This window comes from Jutongia huaianensis (assembly GCF_014384985.1).
GTDB lineage: Bacteria > Bacillota > Clostridia > Lachnospirales > Lachnospiraceae > Jutongia > Jutongia huaianensis.
Genome location: NZ_JACRSX010000013.1, coordinates 39,909 through 63,252, shown reverse-complemented (window position 1 = coordinate 63,252; position 23,344 = coordinate 39,909). Strand labels below are relative to the sequence as shown.

Sequence of the window (23,344 nt, the reverse complement as noted above, 5' to 3'; positions counted from 1 at the left end):
GTTTCTTTTGCCATAAACTTCCAATGATATTTCACTTCGTCCATAAAATCATCTTATCTTTATAGACAGATTACTTTTATCTTGCGGGATTTCTCTCCAATGATCACATAAATCACTGTGTTTCCCTTTTTCTTTCCCTTCACCTGAAATGTCGATCTCTGTCTCACCAAGCTTATAGTCAATTACTACTGTATTCCTCTTCTGAGTGCCAAGAAACTCACCATCTTTAATGTATGAGTTGTTAATGTTACCGGTCTGATCACCGATTGTCCACATACCCTCCCAGCAGAAATCCCAGAGTTTCAGAGTAGCACCGTCAGTAAGAGATGTCACCTTATATACAGGTCTTTTCATTTTGGCAATCTGATTAGTAATTTCCATTGGGAAGAATGTACGGCTGGAAGTAGCATTTCCATCATCATCCCTCATGTCATCTCCATCGCAACCATAAAAATCAACAACCTCGCTGTTGAGCTTTGTCACAATTTTATCATTGATCAATCCATTATGACCATCATCCTCCCCGGCCGCCGTAAATTCAAATACAAGCTTTTCCCCGTCCGGAATATAGCCTGGAGCCTTCGTGACTGATGCTGTAGTCTCAGGAAATTGACTGGCTTCTATGTCTTCTCCTGCATCATAAATCTCAATGGTGGCACTTGCACCGAAATCAAGACCAAATCCTAAAAAGGTATTTCCATTCCATGCTGGTGGCTCCGGTGTCTCTCCATCCTCATACTCAGCGGAAAGATCAATACCGATCTCTGTCTCGCCAAGAATATAATCCTTTTTATTTACGTCAGTACCTTTAATATTGTAATAAGTAAATATACCATCCTTTAGGGTAGCACCATTGATAGCCCCCTCTGTATCCCCATCTACAATCAAGCCATCCCAACGGAAATCCCAAAACTTCAATGTAGCACCTTCCGTAAGAGATGTCACCTTATATACAGGTCTTTTCATTTTAGCAATCTGATTAGCAATTTTCATTGGGAAAAAGGTTCTGCTACTGGTGCTGGTGTTATTCTCATCCACCGCTTCATCACCATCATGACCATAAAAATCAACAACCTCGCCGTTGAGCTTTGTCACGATTCCCTCATTAGTATCTCCATCATGACCATCATTCTCCCCGGCTGCTGTAAATTCAAATACAAGCTTTTCCACATCAGATGTCGTATCTGCCGTCTGAGCATCCGCACTGCCTGCCGGCAGATTTGCTCCTGTTATGAGCAGAGCAAAAATCAGCATACATAAATGATACAATTTTCCCTTTCAATCTTTTCCACTTCATATTTTCCCTCCTTATTATTACGTTACATCACGCATTTGAGATTAGCATTAAAATTAAAATACTGTTAATTTTATTACTATTTTAGTATAACGTATATTGTGCCATTTTTCCAGATTTTTTTAGAACAATTCCATACAAACCTGATTTTGCATCATTCACTCAACAGATATCTCGACTTTTTTTCCACTGCTTCTTAAGCTGTTCCTGACTACAGCCCTTTGATGCCTTTAGTTCAATCAAAATTCCCGGCAAATCTTTTCTCTCCGGTTTCAACTGAATATCATATCTGCCATCCCCGGATTCCCGGTTGGATGAAACAAATGAACCTCAAATTTTCTTTTGTCATCCAATTACAACTTATCTTCGTTTTATTATTTCACAGCACCTACAATACTTTCCAGTACCCTGTCTTTTTTGAACCAACTCTCTCTATATAACCATTGTCTCTTAAAAATGATATATTCTTTTCCACTGCGGTCTCACTCACACCTAATATGTTATGAAGTTCTGCAGTTGTAATATTCGGGTTGTCCCTCATTTCTGAAATAATTTTTTGCCTTCTTGAATTTAATGGCCTTTTATCCCCAACCTTTTTCCCAACTTTATTCCCAACCTTATTTATTCTCTCAAATGGAATCGTTACAACAATCGAATTCTCTCTAAATGAAAATGCATCTTTCCCGTACATTTCCGTAATCTTAGGAACTCCTCGTCCAGATTTCTCACTTATATGCAGTTGAAGAAATATCTCTGACAATTTTTCGTTTACAGGAATTGATTCTCCTAGGAAAAATCCCTCCATAGTCTGTGCCGGAGCAAGTGTTCCCCTTGATAGTATCTCTATCCTGTCGGAAAATACCGAAATCATTGGTTCATTTCCTTCCACCCATTTATTGTGCAGGACAGCATTTATGATAGCCTCACGAAATGCCTTGTTATCAAATAACGGAACCTCTTTTCGCTCAACGACCCTGTCTGTCTCATCCACCTGAATCAGGTTCAATACATCTCCATAACGCAATAGCTCATCTAAACTGTATAATAAGCAGTCATTACCAAATTCACGTACAGAAAAAAGATTAGAGCCTTTTGTTTCTCCATCAAAAATGGATACACGAAGCGGAAAATGAGAATTATCCGACAGAAGCTGCGCTAACATATTAAACTCGCCTTCTTCTGTTTTTAGCCCTAGATTCTTAATGAATGTCTTTTGATTTAGAACAATACCTTTGGAACCGTAATATCCAAATATTTTTTGAAATGTAAGTTCCTGGTATTTTGCCGGTACTGTTTCTATCGTTTCTGTTCTTCCATCCAGTATTTTGAAAAGTTCAATTTCTCTCTTAGGGTAATCCTTGATATTACATTTTGACGATCCGATTCTTAAAAACCTCTTTTCTTTAAACGCTGTAGGAATCTCAGTAGCCGCCGGAATTACTAAAACTACAACTCTCTTTCTAGAAATTTCAGTTTCTTTAAATTTGAAATTGATACTCGGAGATAAGTTTCTTGCAAGATAATTCTGATACGGTTCCTTATTATAATCACAATACTGATTAAAAGTTGTTCCTACAATTTCATGAGTGACATCATTTACACCCCAAATGAAAAAGGCATTTTTTTTATAATGAAATGCTGCTGCATTTGACAGGGCAGATACATATTCACCTAACACTTCAGGCTGAAACCAGTTCTCCTTAAATTCAAACCATTCCTGTTCATCATTTAAGGCACATAAATCTAAAACAATTTGTTTAATATCCATTAGTATGCTCCTTTACCCAACTTTTATTCCCAACTGAACTAATTATAACATGTTGGGAATAAAGTTGGGAATAAAAATAAAAAATATCCTTCCGCGATAATTTTCTGTAACTTATATTTTTACAAGAAAAAGGAGCTGCACATTTCAGGAAAATACCAAAGATAGCATATATTTCAAGATAACACTCCAGATAGAATATTCGGTTAATTTGTATCCTCCAAACATATACTGCAGCATATAACCGTCATCCTGTCCACTGCCCTTGATCCATCCCACATAAAACCACAATACTGCCGCAACCAACAAAATGCCGCAAAATAACCGGATTTTCAAAAAGCCTGTCGTTCCTCCGGTTACCCTCTGGTTATTTCCGGCAGAACAAGCAAGCGTATATAATGCAAGAAGTAAGATACCGGAAAGTACCGCAACTCCATACCATTCCCCCGGATAATATGTAAATATATCTCCGCCGCCGGAATATATGTGACGAAGGCACCGGGTCGATACCGCAATCATCAAAAAATAGAAAACGGCTCCCCATCCCCGGATACATCCTGTATATTTACGACTTTTGTCAGATTTCCATAAAGCAACCGCATCTGCAATCCCCAGAACAAGTAAAAGAATATCTATGAAGCATATAACTCCTAATGAAATCACCAGTGCCAGTACGAAAGGATTCGAAGCAGCATTTCGAATGCACCAGCCAAATATCTTTACTCCGTTCATTATTTTTTCGTCGTAAACGACTCCATTGTGTCTTTCCCGGAGTATTGTCAAACGAAACATGTCCAGTAACAATAACGGATATACAATCCAAATAAAATAATAAAATGTCTTTCTTATCTTTTTCACCAGACCCCTCCCCAAAAAAAGAACATGAATCCTGATATTTCACTGATCAGAAATTCATGTTCTCTTTCTCAAGCATCACAAAATATAATTTTATTAAACATCCACCCTATGCCCGTTCTATTCTTCCGTTGCATCCTCGTCTGTCTGGATATGCTCGGTAAAATACTCCTCTGCGATCATTTCCAGATAGGCAGCCTCCTCCTCCGGATACTGCTTCATCAGATCACTGCGGATATGTGCCATGATCACCAGATCATTCTCCGCCTGGGATACCTCTGGATTCTCCCATTTCTGCACGATCTCCTGTGTCAGGTTCTCTGCCATCCACTCCTTGATCCTGCGGGTCTTTTCCTGCTCCACCGGAATTTCTGTCTTGATCCGGGCTGATTTTACAACAGATACCACACCGCCGATCAGGAACAACAGGAACATAATTGCCAGACCACTCAGCACAACAATATTATAATTGATCGGAATCACATCTAATTTGCATAACAGCAGATATGCCTCTCCAATGATACCGAATATAATAAATGTAAGACCGGAAAACAACATATCCTTGTACGCATCTTCCTTCTTCACATACTCTTTGGCAGACTCGTACAAAATATCTCTGGCAGTATCATCCTCATCCTCGGCGTCTCCCAGATCAATATCACCATGATCCTCGGCAAATGGATTATAATTTGGATCTGCCGAATCCTCCTCGGCATCCCAGTCATACTCCTCTGCTTCATCAGACGCTTCTTCCGAATTCTCTTCCTCCGGACTGTCCACATCCTCGCCGGATGCAGTTTCCTGATCTTCTGTATCATTCTCCTGCTCACCCGATGTTTTCTGCTCTGCTTCCAGACGTTTTCTTTCCTTTTCCTGCTCCAGATCCTCCTCGGCTGCAGTCAGAAATCCCTCAAAAAGGCGTTCTGCTTTCTTTGCCATCTTTTCCGGAACTGTCACTTTATAGCTCTCTGTCTCCTCATCGTACTGCTTAACTGCACCTTTCACCTTGGAATACTCCAGATAACCAACAAAACGGTCTGCCATCTTCTCATCCTTCAGATTGCAGATATCAACCGTCTCAAACTCCTCTGCCGTTCCTTCTACCAACGGAGTTCCACAGTCTGCACAGACGGTGATCCCATCTCTGTATTCTGTCTTACATTTTGGACACCACATAATTACGTCCTCCTCTTATTATTCTATGTATTTATACACATATTTCATCTTTTCTATGGTAGCATACACCATATCAAAACTCAAGTTTTCCGGCATTCTTTCACAAAGTCTTCACATCCCTCACCGGATAAACCGTACCACACAATAGACCTGGCCCTCCGGATCCTGCAATACCACCAGATACCCGTCCTCCATCTCATTACGCATTGGCTGGATCATATCCCCCAGCTTTGCCTGACGACGGTACTCTGCCCGCATCTCCCTGACCGGAAAATCATCCGGCAGATATGCCGTTGCCATGCGGACATACTGACCATTATTTACATGATGATTTGTGTCCAGATGATACTCCTGTACCTGAAAACCTTTTTGCTGCTGTCCCCCTTCCTTGGGAACCGCAATCTTGCGGGAAACCTTTTCCATAGGAAGAGGCTCCTCGATTCCATAAAGCTCAATATCCTCCGGCTGCACCATACATGGTCTGCCCTTTTTCATATCCAGAAGACTCCATATGGAATATGCCTTCACTACCATATCCCCCGCTTCATCGTGGATCATAAAATTACGATAACCAAACATCTTCTCGCTGCCGCATGCCTGTGTGGTGATCCGGATCTGCTCTCCCAGCTTCGGATAGCGGTCAACCACGATCTGCCAGAAATTTAAAACCCACATCCGCTCCCTGCTGTAAGTGGTCTCCATCCCTACTCCCAGCTTTTCCGACTCAAAGCAGGTGCAGTCCTGCAGATAATTCACGATTCCATCCAGACTCAGCCTGCCATTTTCTGCCAATTCACTATATCTTACTCTGCTTTCAAATGAATACATATGAATCCCCATTTCTATATTTCTAAAAGAAAAAAGGAGCCTCCATCCTTTGGAAACTCCTTTCTACTGCAAACTTACTGAAATAATGATAATTATTTAACCAGCTCTTTCACCTTTGCAGCTTTACCTACTCTGTCACGAAGATAGAACAGTTTCGCACGTCTAGCTTTACCTTTACGTACAACCTCAATCTTATCAATGATCGGAGAATGAAGCGGCCAGGTCTTCTCAACACCAACGCCGTTAGAGAACTTTCTAACTGTGAATGTCTCTCTTGCGCCACCGTTCTGTCTCTTCAGTACGGTTCCCTCATACACCTGGATACGCTCACGGCTACCCTCGATAACCTTTGCATAAACCTTTACAGTATCTCCAACACGGAAATCTGCAACTTCTTTTAACTGTGCATCTTCAATTGCCTTAATAATATCGTTCATGATGTGACCTCCTTATATTTTCGACATTCTTAATACTTATGTGCTTTCTGCAACCGTAACAGAGGAATATCTCTACTCACAACCACACTATCATATCATAAGAACCCCGCCAATACAAGCCCTAAATTCAAAAAAATTGGTAACTTTCTTATTCCGCCTGAAACAGCTCCACCAGCTCTTCCATAGACAACTGATTTACAAAGACCTCACCGGCTTCGATCACATTCTCAGACAAAAGCTTTTTGCGGGTCTGAAGTGCATCGATCTTTTCCTCGATGGAATCTTTCATGATCAGCTTGATCACCTGCACTTTCTTTTTCTGGCCAATACGGTAAGCACGGTCCGTCGCCTGCTCCTCCACAGCCGGATTCCACCATGGATCAAAGTGGATCACAGTATCCGCCCCGGTCAGATTCAGTCCGGTTCCTCCTGCCTTTAAAGAGATCAGAAATACCTTTACCCTTCCCTGATTGAAGCTTTTTACATATTCCTTGCGCTGCTCCGGCTTCGTAGCGCCTGCCAGATAATGATAATCAATCCCCTGCGCCTCCAGTTCTCCGGCAATAATATTAAGCATAGAGGTAAACTGCGAAAAAATGATCACACTGTGTCCTCCATCCAGAATCCCCGGCAGCTGCTCCATCAAAAGATCCAGCTTGCCACTGCCACCATGATAATTCTCGATAAAGGTTCCCGGATGGCAGCAGATCTGGCGCAGTCTGGTAAGTGCCGCCAGCACCTGCATACGGCCGCCGGCCGCCTCCAGGCCTTCCGCTCCCCTCATCTCCTCCTGAATCCGGGACAAATAAGACAGATAAATCTTTTTTTGCTTGGCTGTCATCTCCGCCATACGTTTTGTCTCAATCTTATCCGGAAGCTCTTTCAGCACTTCCTTTTTCATCCGCCGCAGAACAAAAGGCTGTATCCTTGTCCGCAGCTCTTTCATTTTATTCTGGTCATGCTCCTTTAAGATCGGCTTCTCATATGCGTCCGCAAAACGGGAATATTTCATAAAAAATCCCGGCATGATAAAGTCAAAGATCGACCACAGCTCTGACAGGGCATTTTCAATCGGCGTACCTGTCAGGGCAAACCGGTGATCTGCCGGAATACTCTTGACTGCCTTCGCCCCCAAAGAGGATGGGTTTTTGATAAACTGTGCTTCATCCAGAAATATGTGGTCATATTTCTGTTTCTGGTAGCTTTCCGTGTCCTTCCGAATCAGGGGATATGTGGTGATCCACACATCATACTCCCCATCCTGCCCGGAGATCAGTGCCTCCCGCTCCTCCGGTGTTCCCTGTACGATACAGGTCCGGATCGACGGTGCAAACTTCTGAAACTCATCCTGCCAGTTGTAGGCCAGAGAGGTAGGACACACGATCAATGTCTTCTGTCCCGGAAAGGAACAGATATAAACGATCGCCTGTAAGGTTTTTCCAAGACCCATATCATCCGCCAGAATACCACCCATTCCATAATGAGCCAATGTTTTGAGCCACTGGAAGCCAACCACCTGATAAGGTCTTAGGGACGCCGTAACAATATCCGGGATCTCCCATTTCATCTGTTCCGGATGCTTGAGATCCTGTAGCAGCATCTCATAAGACTCCTGCCTCTGCAGCCGGCTTCCCCTCGGCAGCATCCGTTCCAAAAACATAGCGGTACTCTTATGAAATGTCATTTTACTTCCATGGAATTCCTGATCATTCTCCAACATCCAGCGAAGAGAATGAAGCTGGGAATCCCCTCTGGTCAGATCAATAAAGGAACCATCCTTTAAACGGAAATATTTCCGTTTAAGCTGCACCGAACGGAAAAAGGCCTCCAGCTCCTCTCTCGGTATCTGTGCATAACCCAGATCAATTTCCAGCAGATTAATATCCGTATCTAATCGTATATTAGCGGACATAGTTCCCATTTTACGGATGCCATGGCTCTTATACTCCTTGGAATAAAACACCTTAAAATGATCCGTCAGCTCTGTGATCCGGTCCGTCATCAGTTCAAAAATATCATTCTCATTTTTCAGCAGAAACGTATCCCCCTGCACCTGAAAGTTCAGGCCATAGAGAATGCTGAGCAGCCGCTCCTCCTCTTCCTTGTCCCGGACCAGTATAATATCTCCCTCCGGGAACTCCTCCCGCAGAGGATTCACACGGTACCTGCCATAGCAAAACTCCAGTCTGGCAGAAACATAATATTTCTTACGCATCTGACTGACATCCAGATAAAGCTCCGGCTGTAACGCCTCCACGATATAACTTTCCCGAACCTCCTCCGGCACCTGCACCTGCATAGACTTTTTAATGACCGGCAGCACCTTCTCAATAAAACGCTTTTTATTTTCTCCGCGAAATTCAATCTGCCGTTCCTGAGACTGAAACAGACTGGAATAAAACGGAAGCAGGTTACAGATATAGTCCCTCTCCGGCAGATAAATATCGTTTTTATAATATAAAATAGAACCGTCCTGTGACAACGCATGCAAAGGCTCCCCACCCTCCTGGGCAAGCCTCAGTTCGTCCCCTTCCATCTGCATATCAAGAGAAAGCTCCGGCCGGCCTTCAACAATCTGTGCCGTTCCCATTTCTTTTCCAAACAGATTAAGCTGGCAGTCCAGTCCCTTTGCCAGATGCAGCAGCTTAACCAGCATATTCTGAGACAGAACCATCTCCTGACGACTAAACAGATTAGAATAATAGGTCTTTCCCAATGTCTCCTGAATCTCGTAAATCTCCGTAAGATATGACATCACACTGGCGGACGCCTCATCAAAAGCACATTCTCCGGGAATAAAATAAAACTGCTTTCCCAGACGGATATCCCTTTCCTCATAATAATCTGCAATAAACTTTTTGGTATTGGTTACCTTATACATTTTTTCAGAACCCGCATACAGGCTGAGATATGCCTTGGCATTCTGCTTTTTGAGCAGTGACGGTATCGTGATCCGCAGTCCCAGATGATAATAAGTAGGACTCAGACGGCGAAATTCCCTTTTCTGAAAATATTCAATGATCTGGTATGCTGTCTTATCCTTTTTGTCAAGGTTCTCCCGCACATTTTCCCTCTGCTGGTAATCAGCAATAAACAGCAACGTTGCCACCACATGCTTGCAGGCTCCCTTCTGCTTTACATGAGAAGGGCAGTTACAGGTATAAAGCCATTCTCCCTCTTCGGAAACCTGTATCGTGACCACATACTGGTTACCCCCATGTACCACACTGCGATACTGACCGGCGTTTTCATTCCATGTCACATCGCTGACAGCGTGAGCTGCATAATAACGCATTCCCCGATAATATACCGTCTCCGAGGACGCCATACGGCGGATTGCCTCCCGTGTGATTCTTTGCATGCACGAAACCTCTTTTCTATTCAACAAATGACTTTTGCGGATACTTTATTTATTACGCTTCAAATTCCTCTTCCAGCAGATGAAGCTTATCTGCCACAATCGACATTTTCCTTCCAAACGGAAATTCATATAATTCCTCTCTGTTCAGTCCCTTCAATTTCAGGACAAGAACAAAATATACGCATACCGCTGCCACAAGAGCCGGCAACAGAGAAATTACATTGCTCTTTGTCAATACATGGAACAACCGGAACACGACAAATGTCACAATGCCCATGATCACAGAGGACAAAAACGGTACACAGAAGCATTTGGTGATCTCCTGCTTAAAGCCCAGATGCGCACTGACGGAATATCCGTTCAATACACAAACAAGCAATGGATATGTGACATTACCGATCACCAGAGCATATACTCCAAGTCCTGTGAAACGCATCAATCCCCACACCAGTACAATATGCACGATCAGAGAGATCAATGAATGGATCACCGGCAGACGCATCTGGTCAATACTCTGCAGCACGCCGCTTGTCACGGTAGATAACGCATAAAATATAATACAGCTTGAACCAATCATCATCATCATGGAGCCCGTCCGATACTCCATGGAAGGATAAATGGAATGAATGATCGGCACTGCCAGCACTGCCATTCCCACGGCAGATGGAAATGCAATGATCATATTAAACTTGACTGCCAGATTTACCTTGCGGTGTACCGCATGCTTATCTTTTCCAATATAAGATGCCACAAGACTCGGCACCATAGAGGATGCGATTGCCGTAGAGACAGCGATCGGCACACTCACCAGTGTACGATATTGTGTACTGTAAATGCCCTGCCAGGTACTGATCTGCGTACCGCTGATGCCCTTGCCCAGCAATACCCAGTTGATCAGTGATACATCAATAATACCACTGAGCTGATATACTGTCTGGCTCAGAATGATAGGAATTGCCGTCCACAGGATCAGCTTATAAGTCTCTCCCAGAGACATCTCCTCGGAGACACGATCCTTTCTCTGCTGCTTCTTCATCACCGGCCGATACAGCAGATAGATCAACACCAGAAAGATCAATGCCATCAACGCACCCATACTGGTACCAAGAGTACCGCCGGCAGCTCCCCACGCAGAGAACTTTGCCGATGCACTGTGGGCACGCATCATAAAAAATGCTGCAGATACACTCACAATCGCATTGACGATCTGTTCGAAAATCTGGGAAATTGCCGTCGGCATCATAGTTTTTCTACCCTGGAAAAGACCTCGCAGCGTTCCCATAATTGCTACCACAAAAATGGTTGGTGCCAGAATACGCAGTGGAATGGAAATTCCGTAAAAGCTCTTAAAGAAATTTTTTTCCAGCCAGTCTGCTCCAAAAAAGACAAATAATGCTGCCGCACCACCGGTACAGATGGAAAAGATCATAGAACACCGGAAAATATGATATGCCTCTTTATACCGTTTTTCAACACATTTGGCCGATACCATCTTGGATACCGCCATCGGCATACCATAGGATGAAATGATCAGCAATATATTGTATATCTCGTAAGCAGAAGAATAGATTCCGTTTCCCTCGGAGCCAATAATATTGGCCATCGGTATCCGGTACAAAAGACCGATCATCCGTACCAGGATCGATGCCACCGCCAAAATACTTCCCTGCTTCAAAAAACCGCTGGCAGCAGTTAATTTCTTGTTTGTTGTTTCCATTCTGTTACCCATGCCTTTCCCACGCCTGCATGACAGAAACCGCAGGCTTATATTTCCTGTATCTTATAATTTATTCCCGTATAATACCCAGATCCTGCAGAATCTGCTCCTGACGCCGTTCCATCTCAATCCGTTCCTCGTCCTCCATATGATCATAACCAAACAGATGAAGCATACTGTGCGCCGTCAGAAAACAAATCTCCCGTTTCAGGGAATGACCGTATTCTTCCGCCTGCATTTTGGCGCGCTCCACAGAGATTACAATATCCCCCAGTATGAGCTCTCCCGTCTCCGGATGAAAATACTCTGCTGCATTATCCTCATCCTCCAGCACAGAAAAATCCGCAGGTGCCGGATAATCTACCATCGGAAAAGAAAGGACATCCGTGGGGACATCCAGTTCCCGGAACTCCCTGTTAATTTCACGGATGGAATCATTGTCGGTAAACGTTACATTTACCTCAAATTCATAGGGACATTTTTCCTGATCCGCTGCCTGGCAAATGACTTTTTCCAAGATCGTTTCGTAATCAAAATCCAGTTTCTGATCTGTTTCATTTTCAAAACAAATTGTCATGGTAAATGATAATCCTCCCTTATATCTCAAATGCATGTGCTACATAAAATGCTTTTAATGTATCTAACTGTGCATCGGTCAGTCCAGCTTCATCCAAACCGCCCTTATTGATACGATTTGTAAATATACTCATCACAAGCTGGTCATCGGAAATCGCACCTCTTTTGCCGTTTTTGCGAAGATATTCACTAGTGGAAACAATACAATCGCTCAGCATCACAACGGCCGCCTCCGGACTTTTCGGTATCTCGCTGCCGGTATTATGCTGGCGGATCACTGCTGCAAGATCCTCCGGAAAGCCGTATTGTTCTGCCAGAACAGCATTGCCCTCCATATAATTGTCCGGGGAAAGCATTCTTCCTGCCTCGTGGAACATTCCTCCCACAGCTGCCAGTGCCTCATTGCAGCCCAGCTCTCTGGCCGCCAGCCCGGATAACCGGCTGATCTCATAAGAATGCTGATAAAGAGTATCCTCCTCCTTCAACTGAAGGATTAACGGATAATCATCCTGCAGATATGCCATCATATCAAACGATTCCACAGAAGCTTCCGGCTCCTGTCTTTGATTTTCCTCCGGCTCCGGACCGATACCGGCTTCCACGTCAGGTGACATCTCCGGCACATCTGACGCACTGTCAGCTCCGGCTGTCCCGCAGACAATCTGCAAAATACCACTGAAGACCGCCACAAATACCAGACTGGAAATCTCCAGGATCAGGAAATATCTCTGCCGGAATATCTCACTGCTCTGAAATCCACAGCGGATTACAAACAGGGCAATACACAATGCCACAAGAATCACTCCTGCATATGGCATTTCCTTTCTGTCACGCAGCATAGATAAGATCATTACGATCGCTGCTGCCATGATAAAATACCCCACCAGCAGATTGATATCCTTATGGACCAGTGCCGCATTGCACAGATAATCCAACATCAGAACGCCAAAGGTCACTGCCTTGATCTCGACCGACTCAAGATATCCCACAACTGCCAGCGGCAGAAGCCAGAACAGCCCAATGTGGTAGCGGGATGCGGCGCCGATCAGACACAGGGAAACGGAAAAAGAAAACAGATAAACTAACTTCTCCGGAATCTGTGCCCACAGCATGTCCTCTCTTGTATGAAGCAGTGTCATAAATACCACACCAATGATCAGAGAATAACAAACCTGCACCAGCATACCGGCAATGGTCATACGATTTATACCGGCACATATCAATGCTCCCAGTATCAGCGACAGATACATCACGATCGAGAACAGTCTTTTTTCATTTATCCTTTCCATGACGTGCCCCCTGCTCCTTTTTTCTTGCCTCGCGGCGAGCCTGTTTCTTTTCATAATCGTCATATGCACTGACGATCTGCTGTACCAGCGGATGACGAACTACGTCCTTATTATCTAAAAAGGAAAACCCGATATCATCTACATTTTTCAGTACATTGATTGCCTGATCCAGTCCCGAAGCGGTTCCCGACGGCAGATCCTTCTGTGTCTGATCTCCGGTCACAACGACCTTGGAACCAAATCCGATTCGTGTAAGAAACATCTTCATCTGCGCCGGCGTGGTATTTTGTGCCTCATCCAGAATAATAAAGGAATTGTCCAGAGTACGGCCTCTCATATACGCCAGAGGTGCCACCTCGATCAGTCCTTTCTCGACATTTCTCAGATAGCTGTCCACTCCCATGATCTGATGAAGCGCATCATATAATGGCCGCAGATAAGGATCCACCTTGCTCTGGAGATCCCCCGGCAAAAAACCCAGTTTCTCCCCCGCCTCAATTGCAGGACGTGTCAGAATGATCCGGCTGACCTCATCCCGTTTAAACGCCTCAATCGCCATCGCCATGGCAAGATATGTCTTTCCGGTTCCTGCCGGCCCAACGCCAAAAACGATCATCTTTTTACGAATCTGGTCCACATATTTCTTCTGTCCGGTCGTCTTTGGTTTGATCAGCTTTCCCTGTATGGTCCTGCATACAATGTCCGAGTCGATCTCCACCAGCTCCGATTCTCTGTGCTCCATAGAAAGTGCCAGCGCATAATCCACATTCTGCTCCGTGATGGTATTGCCTCTGCGGGACAATTCCAGAAGCTGCATCAATATGCTCTCTGCCGTCTTAACGCTGGCCGCCTCTCCCACCAGCTTCAAGCCACCGTCCCTGGCAACCATCGTAACATTCAGATTCCGTTCAATTTTTTTGATATACGCATCGAAACTGCCAAATATGTTTTTTTCATGCTCGGCAGGTATCTCAATAACTGTCTCCATAATCGACATGTAATATATTTCCTCCAAACTAACGCTAGAATTGCTGATATTTCTTCTGCTTTTTGGAATAGACAATATCTGCCTCCCCCACAAAGCAGTCCCCCTGCTCCCGGATGACCAGTTCGCCCTCCAGGTCATAACATCCCTTCTCTGTCATCTGCTGCCGGTAATAATCAAACCGGCCGGTAAGAAGCTTTGCCGCCTCTTCTTGGGAATAACGTGATTTTTCCTGTTGTATCTCCCGAAATGTCTTTTTCCAGACAAAAACAGGAAAACGGCATGACAGAAAAGGGCATACTTGCCCACCTTCACGGATTATATCATATTTTTCGTAACTTTCCAAACTTTTTAATGGATTATATAGAAAAAGATCATGATTTTTTATGTTTATCTGGTATATGGTACGGCTTTTCCCCGTTATTTTTCTTTTCTGATACTGCTTTTTCAGACTGTCCTCATAATGATAAACAGACTGCAGTACCACCGTTCCGGCCGCCCGGACATGCTTTTTGGCCACCACCTCCTCATTGTCTCCCACAATCTTTACCTTTTCTGAGATCAGCTTCTGTCCCTCTTTCACCTGATCTCCGGCTCTGACCTTTGCCGTCCCGGTCTTGGTCACAATACTTAACACGGTTCCGGAATTTTCTGCCACCAGACTTGCCGGCACCTTCTTATGCTTCTTTTTCTGCAGCAGCACTTCATCCAGCCGCACATAAAGCTTGCTTCCGGACTTTTCCACCGATGCCCATCCAATATCCTGATACTTTTTTCGAAGCTTTGCTTCAATCTCACTGCACACGACATCCTTTCCTGCCATCCCTCCATACACATCTTCGGATTCCAGATACCGCAGGATGCTGTCCTTCGTATGATACGACTGTCCTGACACTTCAATGCCCCAGATCCTTCCTGCCAGCAAAAACAAAATGCACAGCATAGATAAAATTCCACACCAGAAGCTGGCTCTCGCAATTCCTCTCCGAAGCCAGAAGTAGCCGCCAATCCTTTCCTTCACCACAGGGAAAACTCCTGTCTTTTGTACCACAGGGCGCAGCTTATAATAATCCGTTCGTTTCATACAGCCATATACATACTGCCCCTGCCGCTGCCACCGGACCTTCCACCAGAAGATTCCCTTCGTCCTGCAGATATTGATAAAACGCTCTGCCTGATCTCCCGGCAGACGTACGATCACATAGCCTCCGCACCAGGTCAAAATTTTATGTATCATTCCCGCTCCTCCATCTGAGCTATCCTTTCTCTTATTTGCTGCCTCGATATCTGTTACTGATATTCTATGGAATGGATCTCTCCCACCACACACATACAATCCTCCCGGTAATAGGCAATTCCCAGCCGCTTCCCGGCGATCCGGATCTTTCCTGTCTTCGTCTGTATCCGGATCTGCTCCTCCTGATATTCTAATATACTACGGTAATTCTCAATACATACCCGGTATCTTCCAAAACTGGTCACCACAGGAGCCTTTGCCAGAATATCCTCTGAAAGATTCAACACTCCCGATATTTTTCCCGACAACACAGGATCCTGCATGGAGGGTTCCGTTTTCATCCTCTTTTCATGCTTATGCTTCACCGGTTTGACACGATACTCCCTTCTCATGGATTTCCTCCGATCAACAGTCTCCTTCCTGTCATTATATGCAAAAAACACCGGAAAGTGACTTCCGGTGTTTGATCTATGTCATTATTTACTTTTCTTTTTGTCTCCCAGCGTGTCATCGATCAGATTCTCAATGACAGACTTTTTAACCCAGACATCAAAGCTCAGCATACAGATAAATGCAAATGTCGTCAGAAGCTTTTTCTCCTCCGGATCCTCTACGTCAGCAAAGGCCTCTCCGGACTTGTTCAGCTTACGGATAATGTCTCTCGCCTGGGAATTGATATTTTCCTGCTCCAGCTCCACGATCTGCCGGTAAATATCACTCAGGGATAAACCGTCCTCACTTCCAAAAAACTTCTCCGTCAATGGATTCAGAATACTCTGTATATCATTGATAGACAAAAAGTTCTTGAGATAATAAATATAGATCAGCAACAGCATATGCTCACTGGAATATTTCTTTTTGACCGGTGGCGGCAGCAAATTATTCTTCGTATAATTGTTGATCATAGTCTTGGTGAGTATCTTATCCTCCTCAAACCGCTTGGAAGAACGCAAATGCTCATCCATAAACGTCGTCACCTGATCCATATATAAATCAATCTGAGGTATTTCATCGGGAGTAATATAGTCGATATTTTGTATACTCCGTAGGAGATTCAGAATCTCGTTTGTGTATTTTTTCTGCATAATGCCTCATTCCCTGTTCTTTTCACATTTTTTCGCATCTGTCATTATAACGCATTTTGGAAATTATGGCAAGAATGAATCCCTGTGCTGTTCAAACCTGCAAAATCAAAGAAACGGTCCCCCACCATTTGGTAGAGAACCATCTCTTTTCCTTATTCTCAATAGATAATTTTATTTTTTATAATTTTGTTTCACATTTGCTCTAAGACGTTCCACCATTTCCTTTTCCGGTTCATCCATATAATAATAATTGGGGTCTTGTTTTAAAACTTCATTTAATACGTCCTCTTTATTATCTGCACTTAAGATTACAAAAGCACGCTTTTCTTTTATATATTTTAATTTGCAATACATATTTTTTCGAATAAGATAAATCTCCATTTTTTCTCCTATCCTATCCCATGTAAATCCATTACAAAAAAATACTTGTTCCATTTTCGTCTTCTTGGCATTTACTGCACGTTCTTCCCGTAATCTTTCCTGCTCCTCCTTTGGTAACTTACTTTCCTCCTCGTCTCTCTTTTTAATTCGCAGTTGTCTTTGCCTTTCCCTATTTTCTTCCATCTCTATTTCATCCATCATTATATGATACAGTCTATCAAACGCCTCATCTTCACTATCCGTTTCCAGAAATATATAGAATTCACAAACACTTGATCGGTCGGGCAGTGTTTTTCTATATACCTTCCATTTCCGATTTTCCTGATCATAACAGCACCCAATGGTATACGATGATGATAATTTTTCTTCTACCTCCACAAAGATATCTTTTAGTTCTGGTTTTAACTCTTTCTTTTTTTTTAAAAATTCTTCTTTTTTCATCCTGTTATCCTTCTTTCTTATATCCCTTCTGTTAAAATTCCCAGCTTTTTTAAAACATCACCTGACAATGGCGTTAAAAACTGATTTGCTCCTCCCTCCATGTCACCCATTGGTGCTGCTTTTCCCCTGCAAGAAAGAAACGATTCCCCACCATTTGGTAGAGAACCATTTCTTATTAAAACGATTACCTATCTATTTCATATAGTTTGCCATCACATTTTCATCTAATCGTTTCAACATTTCCTTTTCCGGTTCATCCATATAATAATAATTGGGGTCTTGTTTTAAAACTTCATTTAATGCATCCTCTTTATTATCTGCACTTAAGATTACAAAAGCACGCTTTTCTTTTATGTACTTAATATCACAATATGTATCATTTCGAACAATATATTCTAATTCATCGTCTTTTCCTATTTTCTTTCTAGTAAATCCATTACAATAAAAAACCTGCTTCATTTCTATCAATTTAGCATTTACTGCACGTTCTTCCCGTAATCTTTCCTGCTCCTCCTTTGGTAACTTGCGGAATTTTTTCGGGTGGTTGTCACCCTACCCGATTTTCCTTTCTTTTAATTTCAAGAGACTTTCGCCTCTTTTTTGTTTCTGCTTCTTGTCTTGGATTTAGCCATTCTTCTTCTGAAAAACTCCAGGCTCTGGTTCCTTTTGCCCATCTTTCCGGATATCTTCTTTTCTTCTGCATACAATAGATCACCATCAACCTGCAAAGTGAATAAGTCTGTTTTATTATCAAAATGCTGATATATTTTAATCCCCTGAAATATTTCAAAATTCTTACCTATAGACAAATTACAACTTTCCTCAATATTAAGCTTTCCTCCTGCAAAAACGTAATCCTCCTTTACTGATACATCACTATGCTGTATATAAAATCCTCCACTGCCTTCCTGGATAATATTTTTCTTTACAATTACTTTTTTTCCATTTGTATATAAATTTCCATGAATATACAAATTGTCACAAATCAGATCCTCTTCCAGCACAATGTCGCTATTTATATGATAATCTCCTCTTGATTCTTCCTCCGGCTCTTTAGTTACAAAGGGCCCCTCTGTATCCGATGGCATTTTTGTTTCTTCTGGTCGATCTGTATCCATCGGTTTTTCCGTTGATTCTTCTATATTTGTCTCTGCTGGCATAGCCGTTACCGGATATACTGTACTCGTCTCCTCCGGAGGAGTTGTAGTTCTAAAATCCGTCGCTGTACATTCCGGAATAATCGTTTCTGGATTATCCGTAAACACCGGATCAACAGGTGAAGTCACAGGATGTCCTGTCTCGGCAGGATCTACAATCAATGTTTCCAACGGATAATTTGTTTTTACCGGATCTGCTGTTGGAATCTCAATATTGCCAGAAGAAACCGGAGCCGATGATATCATAGGAAGTCCAGAAGCTATCGGAGCTGATGAAGTTACAGGAAGCTCAGAAACCTCCGGCTCCTTCGATGAAAATACCATCTTCTTTTTTGAAATAAACCCTTCTTTTCCAAACTGTTCCAAGTCTTTTTCTTTACCAGATGCCTGAAATCCAATCTCTACCTTTCCTCCAACAGCGATTTCAGAGTTATAATTCATTGGATTTATGGAATACCCGCTTTTGTCTTTTTGACATACCGCATTCCAAATATTATCTATCTGACCATCCCATACAAAATGTAGCTTCCATCCCTTCAGAATTTCCTTTCCCGTATTTTCAAGGATGATCTTTCCTATGATCCCTCCATCCCATTGATTTGACACTTCCGTTGTAATACGGCAATATCCTCCAAAATCTGCCGTATCCCCAACTGCTCCCTTGGGATCCTCCCGCTCTCCTTCAATTTCAATTTTGTCCGGAGCCTGAGGTAAATCGACTCCTTCCGCAATAAATCCAATGTTAATGCTTTCCCCTGCATTGAGCAGCTTATTGTAGGATTCCGGTGTGAGCACATACTGCCATGCACCGGACACCTCCTTTTCACTTGCAATAGATGCATTCCATATATTTATTATTCTTGCCTGATATACAAAACGAAGCTCAGAAAGCTTCATACTTTCCTCTCCATCGTTTGTAATGGAAATATCTATTTGCACCTGATTTCCCCAACCAGACTTTGTCTCATATTTCACGCTGCAGCCATTGGAGGTGTAACTTTTCTCTGTAATATTTTCCTTTTCCTCCTTCTGCGCTGCCTTTACCTGATGAATATTCATCAAGCAGTCCGGTGTCATTGTGATCAACATTGCAATTGCCACAATCAGACATATAACTTGTTTCATAATTCTTTTTCTTTTTTTCATAAGTACCTCCTTAATTATACTTTTTCTGCAAACCTATCGTTGTGTGTTTTACATTAGCACTATATATATAATATGTCAACAATAATATTTATTATCTGTGCTACTTCTATAATTTTCTACGAAAAAAGAAGACCCCCTGCATGGAGGTCCTCCTTTTCGTTTTATAATAACCGAAGATGAATTTCCACTTATTTTCCGGCCGCATCCTTTGCGAGCTGCGTATCTACCAGATCATCATAGGACAACCGGTCCTTCAATACTCCCGCATCCTGCAGAATATCCTGTAAAAGCTCAAAGCTGGCTTTTTCAAAGACCAGATTTTCCTTCCAGGTTCCCTGGTCATAATAACGCTTTACCACAGTAACCAAAGCCTTCTCGTCCGTCTCCGGGAACTGTGGTGCGATCACCTTTGCAATTTCTTCCGGAGTGTGGCTCTGCACAAAATCCATTCCCTTCTGTACCGCCTTCGTGAAAGCAAGAAGCTCCTTCTGATGATCCTTCATATAACTTTTTTTGGCAGAATAAGCCGTGTAAGGAACATCACCGCTGGCTTCCCCAAGAGATGCCACAACGACACCTTTCTTGTCAGCCTCCAAAGAAGCAGCAAATGGTTCAAATTCCACGGTATAGTCTCCCTGTCCGGAAGCATATGCCTGTGCTGTGAGACCAAAGTCAATATTTTTAACAATTTTCAGATCTTTTTTCGGATCAATGCCATTTTTCTTTAATACATATTCAAATACCATCTCCGGCATACCGCCATCCCGGCCGCCCAGTACAGTCTTCCCCTTCAGCTTGCTCCAGTCAAAGGAGTCATCCTTTGTCTTTGCCACCAGGAAATTACCGGCACGATTGGTCAACTGGGCGAAATTCACAATGTAGTCCTTTGCGCCCTCCTGATACACATAAATAGAGGACTCGGAACCCATAAATCCTATGTCTGCCTCCCCGGAAACCACTGCAGTCATTACATTGTCTGCCCCCATTCCATTGGTCAGCTCCAATGCAATCCCTTCGTCCTCAAAATACCCCTTTTCAATCGCCACATACTGCGGTGCATAAAAGATAGAGTGTGCCACCTCGTTGAGACGGATCGTAGTAAGCTCTTTATCCTGCTTGCCACAGCCCGACAAAGCACCCACCATCATCACCGCCGTCATACCAACGCAAAGCGTCTTTTTCCAGATACGTTTCATATGATACCTGCCCTTTCTGTACAAAAAAGAGGACACCCCTGTGGGTATCCTCTTTTGCACAAACAATTTATAGATTATGGTATGCGGCTTTTTCAAAATGGTTCGCCTTCTTTAATTGAAGAAGGACCCCCACCCGTTACTATATCCGTTTCCATTCTGGGAATTATTTCCATTTTGATTTCCATCATTATTCTGGGAGCCGTTCTGACTGCTGTTTCCACTCTGGTTGTCATTACTTTGGCTGTCATTACTCTGGTCATCTGTGGAATCTGATTTCTTACCAAGCTTTACTTTCATGGTAACCTCTTTATAATCACCGTTATCTGCTCTCTTTACAACAACCTCCACAGTATCTCCGGCTTTGCAGCGTCCCAGACGATCCTTCAGACCATCCATGGTTGTTGTCTCATTTCCGTTAAATTTGACAATGATATCGCCTGTCTTGATACCGGCTTTTCCGGCAGGAGAATCCTTTGTAACTTTGCCTACATAAATTCCTTCCGGCATATTGTAATACTGGGAAATCTCACTGGAAACATCGGTTCCTTTGATGCCCAGATATGCCTGTTTATCCTCAGATACCTGCTGTGCATCAATAATATCATTGATGATCGGAACTGCTGTAGAGATTGGGATGGCAAAGCCCATACCCTCTACAGAAGTGTCAGAATATTTTGCAGAATTGATGCCGATAACCTTGCCCTCATCATCCACAAGAGCACCACCGCTGTTGCCGGGATTGATCGCAGCATCTGTCTGAAGCAGCTTCATATTGACATCCTCAGAGGCAACCTCTCTGTCAACCGCACTGATATATCCAACGGTAACAGAAGTACCATAACCCAGTGCATTACCGATGGCGATAGACTGTTCTCCAATCTTTACCTTGGTAGAATCTCCAAGGGTTGCCACCTTGATATTATTTTTGGTGTCACTGGACAGATCCTTCATCGGTATCTCAACCACTGCCAGGTCGGAGTCTGTGTCGGTTCCCTTGACGCTTGCAGTATAAGTACTGTCGTCATTAAATTTTACGGATACGCTGGTGGCATTCTGTACAACGTGATTGTTCGTTGCAATATAAAGATTACTGTCATCCTGCGCTACGATAATACCGGAGCCGCTTCCGGATGATTCCTGAGAATAGTTTCTGCCAAATACATCCTGTGTATTTTCCTGAACTGTTACATCAATGGCTACAATAGACGGAAGCACATTAGCTGCTACTGTGGATACACCTTCGGAGCTTCCATCACTGCTTCCTGTTGAAGTCGTAGTTGTTTTTAATTTGCTTGCCGGCGTAGCGGTGCTTTCTACCGCTGCACTTCCAATGAAATGATTGGCGGTATAGTTAACCCCCTCAAATGTCACGCCTCCTACCAGTCCAAACACTGCAGCATACGCTGCCACCTTTGCTAAATCCTGTTTTCTCATCACAATCTCTCCCTTCCGTTCCTTACTCTTCTCTAATACGGCTAAACTCCTGATATGAGTTCTTTAGAACTCATTATATCGCCGTTTGTTTTATCTTATGATGTCATTCTAGCAACGAATTATGTTTCCTTTGTGATGTGATTATGAAGAAAACGTGTTTTAATTGTGTTTGTTCTGTGAAGTGATGATCCTGTGTGGCGGAATATCATGCTCTTCCGCCTCAATATGATCCACGATCTGAAAGTCATAAGCGACCGCATATAAATGTAAAGACGTCCCCTCAAAACGGGCAAGATAACGGTCATAATATCCGCCACCATATCCCACACGGTGTCCTTCTCTGTCAAAGGCAAGTCCCGGCAATAGCATCATTCCTTCCGTTGCTTCTACCTTCGGGCAATACTCTGCCGGCTCCAAAATTCCCTGATAACCGGGCTGCAGATCGGTCATATCGTGAATCTCGTAAAAGTCCATTTCCCTGCCGGCAACCCTTGGAACTGCCACATGAATCCGGCGTCCCTGTTTCTGCTCAGCGAAAAGCCCCCGGATGAGCTCTTTTGTATCCACCTCTGTTCCATAGGACACAAACGGATAAAACCAGGATACCTCCCTCCATACGGGATCTGCCAGAAGCTGCTCACGAATCTCCTGATTCTGACGGCTGCGCTCCTGATCGCTCATCTCCCGGCGGAGCTTTTTCATAATCTCTCTGGCTTCCTTCTTCGTCATTCTGCATCCTCCAGACGAACCGGTTTCTTTTTGCCAATGGTCTCTCCAAGATCTGTAATACTGCCATCCTTCTCGATGACAGAAATATTATTTAACTGTGACCGTACATTTGCGCGGATATCCGCCAGAAATTTCTGGCGCAGCTTTTTCTGTTCTGCCTTTTCAGCAGCGGTAAGCCCCTCTGCTTTTGCTTTATGTGCCAGTTCATTAATTCTCTGAATTCCCTTTTCGTCCATGATAATCTCCATTTCTTAT

The 23,344-nt window shown here is 43.3% G+C and carries 21 protein-coding genes; all 21 read right to left on the bottom strand.

Annotated features, from left to right (window positions below; all coding sequences use genetic code 11):
* Positions 1 to 48: 48 nt before the first annotated feature.
* The gene (locus tag H8704_RS09820) at positions 49 to 1,269 is read right to left on the bottom strand and encodes a hypothetical protein (RefSeq protein ID WP_249298162.1); all 1,221 of its coding nucleotides are present in this window, start codon (positions 1,267 to 1,269) and stop codon (positions 49 to 51) included.
* Positions 1,270 to 1,682: 413 nt separating this feature from the next.
* A complete protein-coding gene (locus H8704_RS09815) occupies positions 1,683 to 3,062 on the bottom strand; it encodes an RNA-binding domain-containing protein (RefSeq protein ID WP_249298161.1) in 1,380 nt (459 codons plus the stop codon).
* Between the two features lie 144 nt (positions 3,063 to 3,206).
* Complete coding sequence (locus tag H8704_RS09810; protein ID WP_249298159.1) at positions 3,207 to 3,917, bottom strand: hypothetical protein; 711 nt, start codon at positions 3,915 to 3,917, stop codon at positions 3,207 to 3,209.
* Between the two features lie 117 nt (positions 3,918 to 4,034).
* Entirely contained in the window at positions 4,035 to 5,090 is a 1,056-nt protein-coding gene (locus H8704_RS09805) for a hypothetical protein (protein ID WP_249298158.1), read from the bottom strand.
* A gap of 120 nt (positions 5,091 to 5,210) precedes the next feature.
* On the bottom strand, positions 5,211 to 5,918 hold the full coding sequence (locus H8704_RS09800; RefSeq protein ID WP_249298157.1) for an acyl-[acyl-carrier-protein] thioesterase: 708 nt from the start codon (positions 5,916 to 5,918) through the stop codon (positions 5,211 to 5,213).
* Between the two features lie 92 nt (positions 5,919 to 6,010).
* Positions 6,011 to 6,355: a 50S ribosomal protein L19 gene (gene rplS, locus H8704_RS09795; RefSeq protein WP_022465817.1), complete on the bottom strand. Its 345-nt coding sequence runs from the start codon at positions 6,353 to 6,355 to the stop codon at positions 6,011 to 6,013.
* A 148-nt stretch (positions 6,356 to 6,503) separates the two neighbouring features.
* Complete coding sequence (locus H8704_RS09790) at positions 6,504 to 9,716, bottom strand: DEAD/DEAH box helicase (RefSeq protein WP_249298155.1); 3,213 nt, start codon at positions 9,714 to 9,716, stop codon at positions 6,504 to 6,506.
* 52 nt (positions 9,717 to 9,768) lie between these two features.
* On the bottom strand, positions 9,769 to 11,433 hold the full coding sequence (locus tag H8704_RS09785; protein ID WP_249298153.1) for a putative polysaccharide biosynthesis protein: 1,665 nt from the start codon (positions 11,431 to 11,433) through the stop codon (positions 9,769 to 9,771).
* Between the two features lie 70 nt (positions 11,434 to 11,503).
* Positions 11,504 to 12,010, bottom strand: a complete 507-nt coding sequence (gene ybeY / locus H8704_RS09780) for an rRNA maturation RNase YbeY (protein ID WP_022465814.1) — start codon at positions 12,008 to 12,010, stop codon at positions 11,504 to 11,506.
* A gap of 19 nt (positions 12,011 to 12,029) precedes the next feature.
* Positions 12,030 to 13,298 (bottom strand): HDIG domain-containing metalloprotein, encoded by a 1,269-nt coding sequence (locus H8704_RS09775; protein ID WP_249298152.1) that lies wholly within the window; start codon positions 13,296 to 13,298, stop codon positions 12,030 to 12,032.
* Positions 13,282 to 14,295 (bottom strand): PhoH family protein, encoded by a 1,014-nt coding sequence (locus tag H8704_RS09770; RefSeq protein WP_249298151.1) that lies wholly within the window; start codon positions 14,293 to 14,295, stop codon positions 13,282 to 13,284. The genes H8704_RS09775 and H8704_RS09770 overlap by 17 nt, the downstream gene beginning before the upstream one ends.
* A 25-nt stretch (positions 14,296 to 14,320) precedes the next feature.
* Complete coding sequence (locus tag H8704_RS09765) at positions 14,321 to 15,520, bottom strand: sporulation protein YqfD (RefSeq protein WP_249298149.1); 1,200 nt, start codon at positions 15,518 to 15,520, stop codon at positions 14,321 to 14,323.
* Positions 15,521 to 15,573: 53 nt separating this feature from the next.
* The gene (locus H8704_RS09760; protein ID WP_022465810.1) at positions 15,574 to 15,912 is read right to left on the bottom strand and encodes a YabP/YqfC family sporulation protein; all 339 of its coding nucleotides are present in this window, start codon (positions 15,910 to 15,912) and stop codon (positions 15,574 to 15,576) included.
* A gap of 84 nt (positions 15,913 to 15,996) precedes the next feature.
* Entirely contained in the window at positions 15,997 to 16,605 is a 609-nt protein-coding gene (locus tag H8704_RS09755) for a DUF1836 domain-containing protein (protein WP_022465809.1), read from the bottom strand.
* A 171-nt stretch (positions 16,606 to 16,776) separates the two neighbouring features.
* Positions 16,777 to 17,427, bottom strand: coding sequence for a hypothetical protein (locus tag H8704_RS09750; protein WP_118689518.1), 651 nt, complete (start codon positions 17,425 to 17,427; stop codon positions 16,777 to 16,779).
* 192 nt (positions 17,428 to 17,619) lie between these two features.
* Entirely contained in the window at positions 17,620 to 17,895 is a 276-nt protein-coding gene (locus tag H8704_RS09745) for a hypothetical protein (protein ID WP_249298148.1), read from the bottom strand.
* Positions 17,896 to 18,005: 110 nt separating this feature from the next.
* On the bottom strand, positions 18,006 to 19,730 hold the full coding sequence (locus H8704_RS09740) for a cellulose binding domain-containing protein (protein ID WP_249298146.1): 1,725 nt from the start codon (positions 19,728 to 19,730) through the stop codon (positions 18,006 to 18,008).
* A gap of 188 nt (positions 19,731 to 19,918) precedes the next feature.
* Entirely contained in the window at positions 19,919 to 20,926 is a 1,008-nt protein-coding gene (locus H8704_RS09735; protein WP_249298145.1) for an ABC transporter substrate-binding protein, read from the bottom strand.
* Positions 20,927 to 21,037: 111 nt separating this feature from the next.
* On the bottom strand, positions 21,038 to 22,360 hold the full coding sequence (locus H8704_RS09730) for a S1C family serine protease (RefSeq protein WP_249298182.1): 1,323 nt from the start codon (positions 22,358 to 22,360) through the stop codon (positions 21,038 to 21,040).
* A 159-nt stretch (positions 22,361 to 22,519) separates the two neighbouring features.
* Entirely contained in the window at positions 22,520 to 23,089 is a 570-nt protein-coding gene (locus H8704_RS09725; RefSeq protein WP_249298143.1) for a 5-formyltetrahydrofolate cyclo-ligase, read from the bottom strand.
* Positions 23,086 to 23,325, bottom strand: a complete 240-nt coding sequence (locus H8704_RS09720) for a DUF896 domain-containing protein (RefSeq protein WP_249298142.1) — start codon at positions 23,323 to 23,325, stop codon at positions 23,086 to 23,088. The genes H8704_RS09725 and H8704_RS09720 overlap by 4 nt, the downstream gene beginning before the upstream one ends.
* Between the last annotated feature and the right edge of the window lie 19 nt (positions 23,326 to 23,344).

Coding starts and splice junctions, on each gene's coding strand:
- H8704_RS09815 (WP_249298161.1), bottom strand. CDS start 3,062: ATGGATATTAAACAAATTGTTTTAGATTTATGTGCCTTAAATGATGAA.
- H8704_RS09805 (WP_249298158.1), bottom strand. CDS start 5,090: ATGTGGTGTCCAAAATGTAAGACAGAATACAGAGATGGGATCACCGTC.
- H8704_RS09800 (WP_249298157.1), bottom strand. CDS start 5,918: ATGTATTCATTTGAAAGCAGAGTAAGATATAGTGAATTGGCAGAAAAT.
- rplS (WP_022465817.1), bottom strand. CDS start 6,355: ATGAACGATATTATTAAGGCAATTGAAGATGCACAGTTAAAAGAAGTT.
- H8704_RS09790 (WP_249298155.1), bottom strand. CDS start 9,716: ATGCAAAGAATCACACGGGAGGCAATCCGCCGTATGGCGTCCTCGGAG.
- H8704_RS09785 (WP_249298153.1), bottom strand. CDS start 11,433: ATGGAAACAACAAACAAGAAATTAACTGCTGCCAGCGGTTTTTTGAAG.
- ybeY (WP_022465814.1), bottom strand. CDS start 12,010: ATGACAATTTGTTTTGAAAATGAAACAGATCAGAAACTGGATTTTGAT.
- H8704_RS09775 (WP_249298152.1), bottom strand. CDS start 13,298: ATGGAAAGGATAAATGAAAAAAGACTGTTCTCGATCGTGATGTATCTG.
- H8704_RS09770 (WP_249298151.1), bottom strand. CDS start 14,295: ATGTCGATTATGGAGACAGTTATTGAGATACCTGCCGAGCATGAAAAA.
- H8704_RS09765 (WP_249298149.1), bottom strand. CDS start 15,520: ATGATACATAAAATTTTGACCTGGTGCGGAGGCTATGTGATCGTACGT.
- H8704_RS09760 (WP_022465810.1), bottom strand. CDS start 15,912: ATGAGAAGGGAGTATCGTGTCAAACCGGTGAAGCATAAGCATGAAAAG.
- H8704_RS09755 (WP_022465809.1), bottom strand. CDS start 16,605: ATGCAGAAAAAATACACAAACGAGATTCTGAATCTCCTACGGAGTATA.
- H8704_RS09750 (WP_118689518.1), bottom strand. CDS start 17,427: ATGAAAAAAGAAGAATTTTTAAAAAAAAAGAAAGAGTTAAAACCAGAA.
- H8704_RS09740 (WP_249298146.1), bottom strand. CDS start 19,730: ATGAAAAAAAGAAAAAGAATTATGAAACAAGTTATATGTCTGATTGTG.
- H8704_RS09735 (WP_249298145.1), bottom strand. CDS start 20,926: ATGAAACGTATCTGGAAAAAGACGCTTTGCGTTGGTATGACGGCGGTG.
- H8704_RS09730 (WP_249298182.1), bottom strand. CDS start 22,360: ATGAGAAAACAGGATTTAGCAAAGGTGGCAGCGTATGCTGCAGTGTTT.
- H8704_RS09725 (WP_249298143.1), bottom strand. CDS start 23,089: ATGACGAAGAAGGAAGCCAGAGAGATTATGAAAAAGCTCCGCCGGGAG.
- H8704_RS09720 (WP_249298142.1), bottom strand. CDS start 23,325: ATGGACGAAAAGGGAATTCAGAGAATTAATGAACTGGCACATAAAGCA.